Consider the following 13,229-nt stretch of genomic DNA (forward strand, 5'->3'; position numbering starts at 1 on the left):
GCGGGTCCACGGGGGACAGGGGGAGCACACATGACCAAGGTCGTCACCGAGACGATGGTGCGCGTCGAGGACGTGCACAAGTCCTACGGCGAGGGCGCGGCCGCCGTCCACGCGCTGAGGGGAGTCTCCTTCGAGATCCCGCGCGGCGAACTCGTCGCCCTCAAGGGCCGCTCGGGCTCCGGCAAGACGACGCTGCTCAACATCGTCGGCGGGCTCGACCAGCCGGACGGCGGCCGGGTGACCGTCGACGGCAGCGACCTGTCGGACCTGGGGGAGGAGGGGCTGCTCGCCCTGCGCCGGGACCGGATCGGATTCGTGTTCCAGTCCTTCGGCCTCATCCCGATCCTCACCGCCGCCGAGAACGTGGGCGTGCCGATGCGCCTGCGCCGCGCCGACCCGCGCGAGCGGGAACAGCGAGTGGAGCTGCTGCTGTCCCTCGTCGGCCTCGCCGAGCACGCCGCGCAGCGCCCCGGTGAGATGTCCGGCGGCCAGCAGCAGCGGGTGGCCATCGCCCGGGCCCTGGCCAACGAGCCGGCGCTCCTCATAGCCGACGAACCGACGGGGCAGCTGGACGCCGAGACCGGCCACGCCGTGATGGAGCTGCTGCGCGCGGTCGTCCACAGCGAGAACGTCACGGCTCTGGTCGCCACGCACGACGCCACACTGCTGGACCTGGCCGACCGGGTCCTGGAGCTGAGAGACGGCGAGATCGTCGAGGCGGACGCCGGGGCCTGACGGCCTTCCCGCGCGTCAGAGTCGCGTCAAAGGTGTCCGCCGCCCTCCCGCACATCCCTTTTGTCGCTCCCGTGGGTCGTAAGGTCGACGCTGCGTAGGGCAGTCACACCGGAAGACAATGGATTCATGGCACGCGGCAAGCTTCGGATCTACCTGGGAGCGGCACCCGGCGTCGGCAAGACGTACGCGATGCTGTCCGAGGCGCACCGCAGGGTCGAGCGCGGTACGGACTGCGTCGTGGGGTTCGTCGAGCACCACGGGCGGCTGCGCACCGAGGCGCTGCTGACCGGCCTGGAGACCGTGCCGCGCCGGGAGCTGGAGTACCGGGGCGCACGCTTGACCGAGATGGACGTCGGCGCGGTGCTGGCCCGCCGCCCGCAGGTGGCGCTGGTGGACGAGCTGGCCCACACCAACGTCCCCGGCTCGCGGCACGCCAAGCGCTGGCAGGACGTCGAGGAGCTGCTGGCCGCCGGCATCGACGTGGTCTCCACGGTCAACATCCAGCATCTGGAGTCGCTCGGCGACGTCGTCGAGTCGATCACGGGCGTACGGCAGCAGGAGACGGTGCCGGACGAGGTGGTGCGCCGGGCCGATCAGATCGAGCTGGTGGACATGTCTCCGGAGGCGCTGCGCCGGCGGATGGCGCACGGCAACATCTACCGGCCGGACAAGGTCGACGCCGCCCTGTCGAACTACTTCCGGCCCGGGAACCTGACAGCCCTGCGCGAGCTGGCGCTGCTGTGGGTGGCGGACCGGGTGGACGCCTATCTCCAGCGGTACCGCAGCGAGCACCGGGTGTCGGCGATATGGGGTTCGCGCGAGCGGATCGTGGTGGGCCTGACCGGCGGGCCCGAGGGACGCACGCTGATCCGGCGGGCGGCGCGGCTGGCGGAGAAGGGCGCGGGAGGGGAGGTGCTCGCGGTGTACATCTCCCGCAGTGACGGCCTCACCGCGGCCTCGCCGAAGGAGCTGGTCGTGCAGCGCACGCTCGTGGAGGACCTGGGCGGTACGTTCCACCACGTCGTCGGCGACGACATCCCCGCCGCCCTGCTCGCGTTCGCCCGCGGGGTGAACGCCACTCAGATCGTGCTCGGCTCCTCGCGCCGCAAGAGCTGGCAGTACGTCTTCGGGCCCGGGGTCGGCGCCACGGTCGCCCGCGAGTCCGGGCCCGACCTCGACGTGCACATCGTCACGCACGAGGAGGTCGCCAAGGGCCGCGGGCTGCCCATGGCCCGCGGCGCCCGGCTCGGGCGCTCCCGGCTGGTGGGCGGCTGGCTGCTGGGCGCCGCCGGTCCGGTGCTGATGACACTGCTGCTGACCGCAGCGGACGCCTCGCTGGGCCTCACCAACGACATGCTGCTGTTCCTGGGGCTGACGGTGGCCGCGGCCCTGGTGGGCGGACTGCTGCCGGCGCTGGCCGCGGCGGCCTTCGGCTCGATCTTGCTGAACTGGTTCTTCACGCCGCCGGTGCACCGGATCACGATCGCCGACCCGAAGAACATCCTCGCCCTGGTGATCTTCGTATCGGTGGCGGTGTCGGTGGCCTCCGTCGTCGACCTCGCCGCCCGGCGCACCCAGCAGGCGTCCCGGCTGCGCGCCGAGTCCGAGATCCTGTCCTTCCTCGCCGGGAACGTGCTGCGCGGCGAGACCAGCCTGGAGGCGCTGCTGGAGCGGGTGCGGGAGACCTTCGGAATGGAGTCCGCGGCCCTGCTGGAGCGCGAGAGCGACGTGACGCCGTGGACCTGCGCGGGGCGGGCCGGACTCGGCAGACCCGTGGAGCGGCCCGAGGACGCCGACGTGGACATGCCCGTCGGTGACCACATGGCGCTGGCGCTCACCGGGCGGGTGCTGCCCGCCGAGGACCGCCGGGTGCTCGCCGCGTTCGCCGCGCAGGCCGCCGTGGTCCTGGACCGCCGGCGGCTGCAGCAGGAGGCCGACCAGGCCAAGGAGCTGGCCGAGGGCAACCGCATCCGCACCGCGCTGCTCGCCGCCGTCAGCCACGACCTGCGCACCCCGCTCGCCGGGATCAAGGCGTCCGTCTCCTCGCTGCGCTCCGACGACGTCGAGTGGTCCGAGGAGGATCAGGCGGAGCTGCTGGCCGCGATCGAGGAGGGCGCCGACCGGCTGGACCACCTGGTCGGCAACCTGCTCGATATGTCCCGGCTGCAGACCGGCACGGTCACCCCGATCGTCCGCGAGATCGACGTGGACGAGGTGGTGCCGATGGCGCTCGGCGGGGTCCCCGAGGGCAGTGTCGAGCTGGACATCCCCGAGACGCTGCCCATGGTCGCCGTCGACGCCGGGCTGCTGGAGCGGTCGGTGGCCAACCTCGTGGAGAACGCCGTCAAGTACAGTCCCCCCACGCTGCCCGTGCTGGTGGCCGCGAGCGCGATGGCCGACCGTGTCGAGGTGCGGATCGTCGACCGCGGCCCGGGCGTCCCCGACGAGGCCAAGGAACGCATCTTCGCGCCCTTCCAGCGCTACGGCGACGCACCGCGCGGCGCCGGCGTCGGCCTCGGCCTGGCCGTGGCACGCGGCTTCGCCGAGGCGATGGGCGCGACCCTCGACGCCGAGGACACGCCCGGCGGCGGTCTCACCATGGTCCTCAGCCTCCGTGCGGCCACCGGCCCCCTCCCGCGGGAGCCGGCGGGGCACACAGCGGTGCAGTCGGTTCCCTCGGAAAGGCAGGTCACATGACCCGGGTGCTCGTGATCGAGGACGAGCCGCAGATCGTGCGCGCCCTCGAGATCAACCTCAAGGCCCGCAAGTACGAGGTCGACACGGCCCACGACGGCGCCGGCGCCCTGAAGCTCGCGGCCGCCCGCCACCCCGACGTGGTCGTGCTCGACCTGGGCCTGCCGGACATGGACGGCGTCGATGTGATCACGGCGCTGCGCGGCTGGACCCGGGTGCCCATCATCGTGCTCTCCGCGCGGCACTCCTCCGACGAGAAGGTCGAGGCGCTGGACGCCGGCGCCGACGACTACGTCACCAAGCCCTTCGGCATGGACGAGCTGCTCGCCCGGCTGCGGGCCGCCGTGCGCCGCGCCGAGCCCGTCGGGGCCGGCGAGGAGGAGGTCACGGTGGAGACGGCCGAGTTCACCGTCGACCTGGCCGCGAAGAAGGTCCACCGCGGCGGCCGGGACGTACGCCTGACACCCACGGAGTGGCATCTGCTGGAGGTGCTGGTGCGCCACAGCGGCCGTCTGGTCGGCCAGAAGCAGCTGCTGCAGGAGGTGTGGGGGCCGTCGTACGGGACCGAGACGAACTACCTGCGCGTGTACATGGCGCAGCTGCGCCGCAAGCTGGAGGCCGACCCCTCGCACCCGAAGCACTTCATCACCGAGCCGGGGATGGGGTACCGGTTCGAGCGCTAGCGCCGGCCGCCCCGCTGCCGGCCGGGCAGGGTGTGAGGGGCGACACGGGGACTACGTAGCGGTCAGTGCACCCCGGTACGCTTCAGATATGAGTGCTGTTCCTCGTTCCGAAAAGCCGGCGGGCCGGTTCCGGCGGATGCTCGACCGGCTCTCCTCGTCGCAGGAGGACCTGGAGTCCGAGGAGCTGCGCGAGGACGCCGAGACGGCGGGCTGTACCCGGATCGGTGACTGCAAGGACCGTCAGATCGTTACCGTTACTGGTACCTTGCGCACGGTCACGCTGCGTCCGCGTGCGGGTGTCCCGGCTCTGGAAGCGGAGCTGTTCGACGGCACCGCCGCGCTGGACGTGGTGTGGCTCGGCCGGCGTTCCATCGTCGGGATAGAACCGGGGCGCAAGCTGATCGCGTCCGGCCGGATCTCGATGAGCCGGGGCCGCCGGGTGCTGTTCAACCCCAAATACGAACTGCGACCCCTCGGACGGGAGTAGCCGGTGACGTCACTCGACAAGCCGACCGACGACACATCTGCCAACGATGCCCGGGCGGTGACGGAGGCCGCGCTGTTCGAGGCGTTCGGCGGAGTGCGGGGCATGGTCGAGACGGTGGTCCCCGGCCTCCTCTTCGTCACGATCTACACGATCGACAAGGACCTGCATCTGTCGGCGATCGCCGCGGTCGCCGTGTCCCTGGTGCTGGTCGTGGTGCGGCTCGCGATGCGGGACACCGTCAAGCACGCCTTCAGCGGCGTCTTCGGCGTCGCCTTCGGTGTCGTCTTCGCGATGATGACCGGCAACGCCAAGGACTTCTATCTGCCGGGCATGCTCTACACCCTCGGGCTCGCCCTGGCGTACATCGTGACCACGCTCGCCGGGGTCCCGCTGATCGGTCTGATCCTCGGCCCGGTGTTCAAGGAGAACCTCTCCTGGCGCACCCGCAACCCCGGCCGCAAGAAGGCGTACGCCAAGGCCAGCTGGGCCTGGGGCCTGATCCTGCTCGCGAAGTGCGCGATCCTCTTCCCGCTGTACTGGTGGGCCGACACCACGCAGCTCGGCTGGGTGCTGGTGGCGCTGAAGATCCCGCCCTTCCTGCTCGCCGTCTGGCTGACGTGGGTCTTCCTGGCGAAGGCGCCGGCGCCGATCGACGTGTTCGCGGAGATGGAGGCCGAGGAGAAGGCCGAGGAGGAGCGCAAGGCGGCGGCCCTGGCCGCGGAGCGCGGCGAAGGTGCGGAGACCTCGGGTGCCATGGGCGCCGACGAGGCCACCGAGCCGACCGGCGGCCGCCACCGCAGGCAGGCGTAACGCTTCCCGCGCGGCGCGGACCTGCGACTCGCGGCGCGGACACAAGGCTTGCGTCACGGACACAAGGCTTGTGCACGGACACAAGGTCGGCGCCACGGACACAAGGCCGGCGGCGCGGACACAAGGCCCGCGGCGCCGACGAGTCCTCACCTACGGCGATGGGGCGCCCGGCGTTCACCGGGCGCCCCATCGCCGTAAGGGAAGCGGAGCGGAACGTCAGCTGTCGTCGCGTCGCACCGACAGCAGGTCCTCCAGCTGGCCCTCGCGGGCCTGGGCCGCCACGAACAGCAGCTCGTCGCCCGGCTCCAGGGAGTCGTCGCGGGACGGCGTGAGCACCCGGGTGCCGCGGATGATCGTGACCAGCGAGGTGTCCTGCGGCCACTCCACGTCGCCGACCTGCGTGCCGGCCAGCGCGGACTCCTCGGGGAGGGTCAGCTCGACGAGGTTCGCGTCGCCGTGGCTGAAGCGCAGCAGCCGGACCAGGTCGCCGACGCTCACCGCCTCCTCGACCAGTGCCGACATCAGGCGCGGGGTGGAGACGGCGACATCCACGCCCCAGGACTCGTTGAAGAGCCACTCGTTCTTCGGGTTGTTCACCCGGGCCACGACGCGCGGAACGCCGTACTCCGTCTTCGCCAGCAGGGAGACGACGAGGTTGACCTTGTCGTCGCCGGTCGCGGCGATCACGACGTTGCAGCGCTGGAGCGCCGCCTCGTCCAGGGAGGTGATCTCGCAGGCGTCGGCGAGCAGCCACTCCGCCTGCGGGACGCGCTCGACCGAGATGGCGGTCGGCGCCTTGTCGATCAGCAGTACCTCGTGGCCGTTCTCCAGCAGCTCGCCCGCGATCGAGCGGCCCACCGCGCCGGCACCGGCAATGGCGACCCTCATCAGTGCCCGCCCTCCTCTTCAGGGCCCTTGGCGAACGCCGCCTCGACCTTCTCCACCTCGTCGGTGCGCATCATCACGTGCACCAGGTCGCCCTCCTGCAGCACGGTCTGCGAGGTGGGCAGGATCGCCTCGCCCAGGCGGGTCAGGAACGCCACCCGGACGCCCGTCTCCTCCTGCAGCTTGCTGATCTTGTGCCCGACCCAGGCCGCCGACGCGTGCACCTCGGCGAGCTGCACGCCCCCGGTGGGGTCACGCCACAGCGGCTCGGAGCCGGACGGCAGCAGACGGCGCAGCATCTGGTCGGCCGTCCAGCGGACCGTGGCGACCGTGGGGATGCCCAGGCGCTGGTAGACCTCGGCGCGGCGGGGGTCGTAGATACGGGCCGCGACGTTCTCGACACCGAACATCTCGCGGGCCACGCGGGCGGCGATGATGTTGGAGTTGTCGCCGCTGGAGACCGCGGCGAAGGCGCCCGCCTCCTCGATGCCGGCCTCGCGCAGGGTGTCCTGGTCGAAGCCGACCCCGGTGACCCGGCGGCCCCCGAACGAGGAACCGAGGCGTCGGAAGGCGGTGGGGTCCTGGTCGATCACAGCGACCGTATGCCCCTGCTGCTCCAGGGTCTGGGCGAGAGCGGAACCCACTCTGCCGCAGCCCATGATGACGATGTGCACGACCGTCCTTCCGGTGTCAAGAGATCTCACTTGGCTTCAACAGGGTCTCAGACCGGCGACCAAGCTACACAGGGGTGGCGCGGGCTGTGCACCCCCGGGGCCGGTTGGGCCTGCCCTTGCGGCGATTGCGGCCGGGCCGGGCGAGGCCGGGAAGATCCCTGCGACGGGGCTAGCGGGGCTGCGCGGCCCGTCGGCGAGTGATGCTGCGCACGCTGCGCAGGGTGAGGAATCCGAGGCCGAGGAGTGCGACGGCGGCGCCGATCAGCTCTGCGGTGGCGGGCACGGTGACCTCCGAGGTGCGGCGGGGGCGGGAGTCCAGCCATCTAGGCACGGCGACCGCCCGGCCTGCGGAATCCGTAGCGCTGTGAAGCGCCGATTCCACTCGTGCGGCAGATCGGCCACGGCAGGTGGGCGAGCCCGTGTTCGAAGGCTTACGATCCTCTGTTGTGTCCAAACTGACCGACGTGCCCAAACGGATCCTCATCGGGCGCGCACTGCGCAGTGATCGGCTGGGCGAAACGCTCCTGCCGAAGCGCATCGCCCTTCCCGTTTTCGCCTCCGACCCGTTGTCCTCCGTGGCCTATGCGCCAGGGGAGGTGCTGCTGGTCCTGTCCATCGCGGGCGTGTCGGCGTACCACTTCAGCCCCTGGATCGCCCTCGCGGTGGTCGTGCTGATGTTCACGGTCGTCGCCTCGTACCGACAGAACGTGCACGCCTACCCCAGCGGCGGCGGCGACTACGAGGTCGCCACCACCAACCTCGGCCCCAAGGCCGGTCTCACCGTGGCGAGCGCCCTGCTCGTCGACTACGTCCTGACCGTCGCGGTGTCGATCTCCTCCGGCATCGAGAACCTGGGCTCGGCGATCCCGTTCGTCGTCGAGCACAAGGTGGCGTGTGCCGTCGCCGTGGTCATCCTGCTGACCGTGATGAACCTGCGCGGCGTGAAGGAGTCGGGCAAGCTCTTCGCGATCCCGACGTACGTCTTCGTCGCCGGCGTCTTCATCATGATCGCCTGGGGTGCCTTCCGCGGTCTCGTCCTCGGCGACACCATGCGCGCGCCCACCGCCGACTTCCACATCAAGGCCGAGCACCAGGGGCTCGCGGGCTTCGCGCTGATCTTCCTGATGCTGCGCGCCTTCTCCTCCGGCTGTGCCGCGCTCACCGGTGTGGAGGCCATCTCCAACGGCGTGCCCGCCTTCCGCAAGCCCAAGTCCAAGAACGCGGCGACGACGCTGGCCATGATGGGCCTGCTCGCCGTCACCATGTTCTGCGGCATCATCGTCCTCGCCCTGGTCACCAAGGTCCGCATGGCCGAGAACCCGGCCACGGACCTGCTGAAGAACGGCGTCGGCATCGGCCCCGGCTATGTCCAGAACCCGGTGATCACCCAGGTCGCCGAGGCGGTGTTCGGCAAGGGCAGCTTCTTCTTCGTCGTCCTGGCGGCGGCCACCGCCCTGGTGCTGTTCCTCGCCGCCAACACCGCCTACAACGGTTTCCCGGTGCTCGGCTCGATCCTCGCCCAGGACCGCTACCTGCCGCGTCAGCTGCACACCCGCGGCGACCGCCTGGCCTTCTCCAACGGCATCGTGCTGCTGGCCGGCGCGGCGACCTTCCTGGTCCTCATCTACGGCGCCGACTCCACGCGGCTGATCCAGCTGTACATCGTCGGCGTGTTCGTGTCGTTCACGCTCAGCCAGATCGGCATGGTCCGGCACTGGAACCGCCATCTGGCCACCGAGCGGGACGCGGCCAAGCGCAGCCACATGATCCGCTCCCGCGCGATCAACACCTTCGGTGCCTTCTTCACCGGCCTGGTGCTGGTCGTCGTACTGATCACGAAGTTCACGCACGGTGCCTGGGTCGCGCTGCTCGGCATGTGCATCTTCTACGTGACGATGACCGCGATCCGCCGTCACTACGACGCCGTGGCCGCGGAGATCGCCGCACCCGAGGGTCCCAGCGACGACATGGTCCGTCCCTCGCGCGTCCACTCGGTGGTGCTGATCTCCAAGATCCACCGCCCGACGCTGCGCGCGCTCGCCTACGCCAAGCTGATGCGCTCCGACTCCCTGGAAGCGCTCACGGTCAACGTCGACCCGGCCGAGACCAAGGCGCTGCGCGAGGAGTGGGAGCGGCGCGGCATCGACGTACCGCTGAAGGTGCTGGACTCGCCGTACCGCGAGATCACGCGGCCGGTCATCGAGTACGTCAAGGGCCTGCGCAAGGAGAGCCCGCGCGACGCCGTCTCGGTGATCATCCCTGAGTACGTGGTCGGCCACTGGTACGAGCACTTCCTGCACAACCAGAGCGCGCTCAGGCTCAAGGGCCGGCTGCTGTTCACGCCGGGCATCATGGTCACCTCGGTGCCCTACCAGCTGGAGTCCTCCGAGGCGGCCAAGAAGCGCGCCCGCAGGCGGCAGGAGTGGAACGCGCCGGGTTCGGTCCGCCGTGGTCCGCTGACGCAGGCGGAGCGGGCGAAGGAGGCAGAGAACCGGCAGTAGCCCTCCCGCGACCACGTAGACTGGTGGGCTGTTGTCCGCTCGTCCCCCCTCACTCGATCTGGAGTCACCCCGCCATGCAGGCAGAAGAGAAGAAGTCGCAGGCGGGGTCGCTGGTCGGGGCCGAGTACGAGGTCGAGATCGGCCCCGTCGCCCACGGCGGTCACTGCATCGCCCGCACGTCCGAGGGCCAGGTCCTGTTCGTCCGGCACACGCTGCCCGGCGAGCGGGTCGTGGCCCGGGTGACCGAGGGCGAGGAGGGCGCGCGCTTCCTGCGCGCGGACGCCGTGGAAGTGCTGGAGGCCTCCAAGGACCGCATCGAGGCGCCCTGCCCCTTCTCCGGTCCCGGCCGCTGCGGTGGCTGCGACTGGCAGCACGCCAAGCCGGGCGCCCAGCGGCGGCTGAAGGGCGAGGTCATCGCCGAGCAGCTCAAGCGGCTCGCGGGGCTGACGCCCGAGGAGGCCGGCTGGGACGGCACGGTGGTCCCGGCCGAGGGCGACAAGCTGCCCGCCGGCCAGGTCCCGCAGTGGCGCACCCGCGTGCAGTACGCCGTCGACGCCGAGGGCCACGCCGGTCTGCGCCGCCACCGCTCGCACGAGGTGGAGCGCATCGACCACTGCATGATCGCGGCCGAGGGCGTCAGCGAGCTGGGCATCGAGCGGCGCGACTGGGCCGGCATGGAGTCGGTCGAGGCGATCGCGGCGTCCGGCTCCCAGGACCGCCAGGTGATCCTGACCCCGCGCGCGGGCGCCCGGCTGCCCCTGGTCGAACTGGACCGTCCGGTCTCGGTGATGCGCGTGGACGAGAAGGACGGCGGCGTGCACCGCGTCCACGGCCGCCCCTTCGTGCGCGAGCGCGCGGACGACCGCACCTACCGGGTCGGCAGCGGCGGCTTCTGGCAGGTCCACCCGAAGGCCGCGGACACCCTCGTCACGGCGGTCATGCAGGGCCTGCTGCCCCGCAAGGGCGAGATGGCGCTGGACCTGTACTGCGGCGTCGGCCTCTTCGCGGGCGCGCTCGCCGACCGGCTCGGCGAGCAGGGCGCGGTGCTCGGCATCGAGACCGGCAAGCGCGCCGTCGAGGACGCCCGGCACAACCTCGCGGACTTCCCCCGGGTCCGCATCGAGCAGGGCAAGGTCGAGTCGGTCCTGCCGCGTACGGGCATCACCGAGGTCGACCTGATCGTCCTCGACCCGCCCCGCGCGGGCGCCGGCCGCGCGACGGTCGCCCACCTGGCCTCCCTGGGCGCCCGCCGCATCGCCTACGTCGCCTGCGACCCCGCCGCGCTGGCCCGGGACCTGGCCTACTTCCGCGACGGCGGCTACCGGGTGCGGACCCTGCGGGCGTTCGACCTGTTCCCGATGACGCACCACGTGGAGTGCGTGGCGATTCTGGAGCCCTCGGACAAGGGGCACTGAGCCGGTCGTCCGTCCGGGGCCGGCCGTGCTTGTGACCGTCGCGGCTCCGCCGCCCGGCGCGGGGGCCGCTACCCCCGTGTGCGGCGGATGCGCAAGGGACCGCGGGCCTCGCTCTCCGTGACGGGGCGGCCGGCCCGGGTCACTTCTGCCTTGCCCGACGCCACCAGGTGCCAGGCCGCTCGGCGCGCCGGTTTCATCAGGGCCCGCCAGCCGTCGTCGTCACCGTCGTAGACCTCGCGCGCGGCGTCGGAGGGGCAGATCGACGCCGTGTCGGCGCGGCGCTCCAGCAGGCTCATGATGGCCTGCTCCAGCCGCTGCACGAGCTGCCGATCCGTCTCCGCCACGCGATCCAGTGTGGCACCGTCCATGGGGCTCGGGACGGGCCCTTCACCACGGCGTACGTCATCTGCGGGGCGTCAGCAGCAGGTGCCGTACGTCGACGCTGGACAGGGTCTGCGGGTCGCCCGTGAACGCGCGCAGCCGGATCCGGACCTTGGCGTTGCTGCGGGAGACGGGGAAGGTGCCCCGGGGCGGGCGCAGGGCGTAGACGGCCGTGCCGTGCGCGGGCAGGGTGGCCGGGCCGCGCGCCACCGTCCAGTACCGGCCCATGCCCTCACCCGTGGTGAGCATGAAGTGGGGGGTGAGGGGACGGTCGCCGGAGTTGGTCACGTGGACCGTCAGCAGCGACACCTTGCTCGGCGTCGCGTGCCGTACCTCGGTGACCCGCATCCGCAGGGGTGGGCTTCCCGTGGCCGCGACCAGGGCGCTCACCAGCGCCGGTGCCAGCAGCAGCGCGCCCGCCGCGGCGAGCGCCGCGCGGCGGCGCGGGCCGGCCGGCAGCCACCGGGGCCGCGGCTGCCAGGCGCCAGCGAACTCGGCCGCGGGCGCGGTGACCACGGCCGCCAGCCACAGCGGTGTCATCAGCAGGTAGTAGCCGTCCTGGGAGCGCGTCGCCAGATAGAAGGCGCACCACGGCAGCACGGTCGCCGCGGGCCCGAGGCGCCGCACGAACAGCACGAACACCGCCAGCAGTCCGGCCAGCAGCAGCATGCTCGCGTGCCCGTACCAGTCCAGCCGGTCACTGCCGTCGGTCAGCAGCAGCGACACGACGTTCAGGCCCTGGCCGTGCAGCACCGCGCCCTGCGTGATCAGCAGCAGGATCCCCTCGAACCAGGTGCGCGGCTCGTGCACGACGAAGTACGTGTTGATCAGCAGCCAGGTGGCGAGGACGATCCCGAGCATCCGCAGCATCAGGCGCCCGGCCCCGCGCCCGCCCAGCTCGCCGCGGCGTACCGCGTAGAGGCCGGCCAGCAGGAACGGCGTGACGAACCACGGCAGTTGCTGCGCCGCGCAGGCCGCGCCCAGGCACACGGCCCGGGCGGTCCCGGCGGCGCCGAGCCGTCCGCCCCGCCCGATCCGGGGCCAGCGCACCACCACCGGGACCAGCAGCGCGAGCCCCAGCATCGCCGGGTAGCCGAGGCGGGCGTAGGAGGGCAGGAAGCCGAAGCCGAGGCAGACCATCGTCGCCGCCGACCGCCACGGCACCGGCAGCATCCGCCACAGCGTGACCGCGGCCACCAGCAGCGCCGCCGTGGTGACCGCCGTCGCCGGGGTGCCGGCGTGGCCCAGCCACAGGAACGGCGCGGTGAGCAGCGGGGCCAGCGGGGGATAGCCGTACGTGTAGTCGTAGCCGCCGTCGACGGTGGGGGTGAGGGCGATGCCGGGGCCGAACAGCCAGGGCCAGGGCTGCCCGTAGACGGGGTGCCCGGCGACGAGTTCGCGGGCTGCCTGGGTGGTCAGCACGGCCTCGTCGGCGCCGTTGTGGTTCAGCGCCCAGGTGCACAGCGTGAGCGTCAGGGCGGTCAGCAGGACGGCCAGGTCCAGGCGGGCCAGGGTGCGATGGCGCCGGGTCACCACGGTGAGCACCCCGCACGCCAGGATCGACGCGTAGCAGCCCGTGATCACCAGGGCCACGGGCAGCCGGTGGGTGGCCGCCTGGGTCCACACCGTACGGGTGCCGATGAAGAGGCTGATGACGGCGAGCAGGGTGAGAACGCGGTGCCACTGCGCGGGCGGTGGCTCCTGAGGGCGGGCGGCCGGCGCGGGCCGTGGCCGGAGAGCGGGAGCCGCCGGCTGGGTGTCTGCCATGTGCACGGAAGGGAACGCTAAGAGCGGCCGGTGAACGGGGCACGGCCGGAGGTGAAGATTCCGGTGTGCCCGAGATGAGCGGTGCCGGTCCGGGAGGAAGTCGGCATACGGGACGGTGTGACCGGCTCGTCCGGTCGCGGACCGTGTCGCTGTTGGGCCGAACAGGTGACTTGGCGTAAGAATTGCCTGGTGCAGGA

General features: G+C 71.8%; 11 protein-coding genes. 7 read left to right on the forward strand and 4 right to left on the reverse strand.

Annotated elements, in window-relative coordinates; all coding sequences use genetic code 11:
- Positions 1 to 30 precede the first annotated feature (30 nt).
- From ACZ64A_RS00610 to ACZ64A_RS00630, 5 genes are all read left to right on the forward strand, one after another.
- Entirely contained in the window at positions 31 to 735 is a 705-nt protein-coding gene (locus ACZ64A_RS00610) for an ABC transporter ATP-binding protein (protein WP_469807243.1), read from the forward strand.
- Between the two features lie 126 nt (positions 736 to 861).
- On the forward strand, positions 862 to 3,432 hold the full coding sequence (locus ACZ64A_RS00615) for a DUF4118 domain-containing protein (RefSeq protein WP_469807244.1): 2,571 nt from the start codon (positions 862 to 864) through the stop codon (positions 3,430 to 3,432).
- Complete coding sequence (locus ACZ64A_RS00620; protein WP_469807245.1) at positions 3,429 to 4,112, forward strand: response regulator; 684 nt, start codon at positions 3,429 to 3,431, stop codon at positions 4,110 to 4,112. Before ACZ64A_RS00615 ends, ACZ64A_RS00620 begins: the two co-directional genes overlap by 4 nt.
- Before the next feature lie 88 nt (positions 4,113 to 4,200).
- Positions 4,201 to 4,599 carry an OB-fold nucleic acid binding domain-containing protein gene (locus ACZ64A_RS00625; RefSeq protein WP_363266190.1) on the forward strand — a complete coding sequence of 133 codons (399 nt, stop codon included), beginning with the start codon at positions 4,201 to 4,203 and terminating at the stop codon, positions 4,597 to 4,599.
- A gap of 3 nt (positions 4,600 to 4,602) precedes the next feature.
- Positions 4,603 to 5,409, forward strand: coding sequence for a DUF3159 domain-containing protein (locus ACZ64A_RS00630; protein WP_469807247.1), 807 nt, complete (start codon positions 4,603 to 4,605; stop codon positions 5,407 to 5,409).
- A gap of 216 nt (positions 5,410 to 5,625) precedes the next feature.
- On the opposite strand, the gene ACZ64A_RS00635 is transcribed toward ACZ64A_RS00630, so the two are convergent.
- Entirely contained in the window at positions 5,626 to 6,297 is a 672-nt protein-coding gene (locus ACZ64A_RS00635) for a potassium channel family protein (protein ID WP_469807249.1), read from the reverse strand.
- The gene (locus ACZ64A_RS00640) at positions 6,297 to 6,968 is read right to left on the reverse strand and encodes a potassium channel family protein (RefSeq protein WP_361624892.1); all 672 of its coding nucleotides are present in this window, start codon (positions 6,966 to 6,968) and stop codon (positions 6,297 to 6,299) included. The genes ACZ64A_RS00635 and ACZ64A_RS00640 overlap by 1 nt, the downstream gene beginning before the upstream one ends.
- Before the next feature lie 446 nt (positions 6,969 to 7,414).
- Here ACZ64A_RS00640 and ACZ64A_RS00645 point away from each other — a divergent pair, with 446 nt between their 5' ends.
- Positions 7,415 to 9,469 carry an APC family permease gene (locus tag ACZ64A_RS00645; protein WP_469807250.1) on the forward strand — a complete coding sequence of 685 codons (2,055 nt, stop codon included), beginning with the start codon at positions 7,415 to 7,417 and terminating at the stop codon, positions 9,467 to 9,469.
- Between the two features lie 74 nt (positions 9,470 to 9,543).
- On the forward strand, positions 9,544 to 10,884 hold the full coding sequence (locus ACZ64A_RS00650) for a class I SAM-dependent RNA methyltransferase (protein WP_469807252.1): 1,341 nt from the start codon (positions 9,544 to 9,546) through the stop codon (positions 10,882 to 10,884).
- A 68-nt stretch (positions 10,885 to 10,952) separates the two neighbouring features.
- On the opposite strand, the gene ACZ64A_RS00655 is transcribed toward ACZ64A_RS00650, so the two are convergent.
- A complete protein-coding gene (locus ACZ64A_RS00655) occupies positions 10,953 to 11,228 on the reverse strand; it encodes a DUF3253 domain-containing protein (RefSeq protein ID WP_469807253.1) in 276 nt (91 codons plus the stop codon).
- A gap of 58 nt (positions 11,229 to 11,286) precedes the next feature.
- Positions 11,287 to 13,032, reverse strand: a complete 1,746-nt coding sequence (locus ACZ64A_RS00660) for a hypothetical protein (protein WP_469807254.1) — start codon at positions 13,030 to 13,032, stop codon at positions 11,287 to 11,289.
- Positions 13,033 to 13,229: the final 197 nt, after the last annotated feature.

The sequence above is a fragment of the Streptomyces sp. NPDC104814 genome (assembly GCF_055583185.1).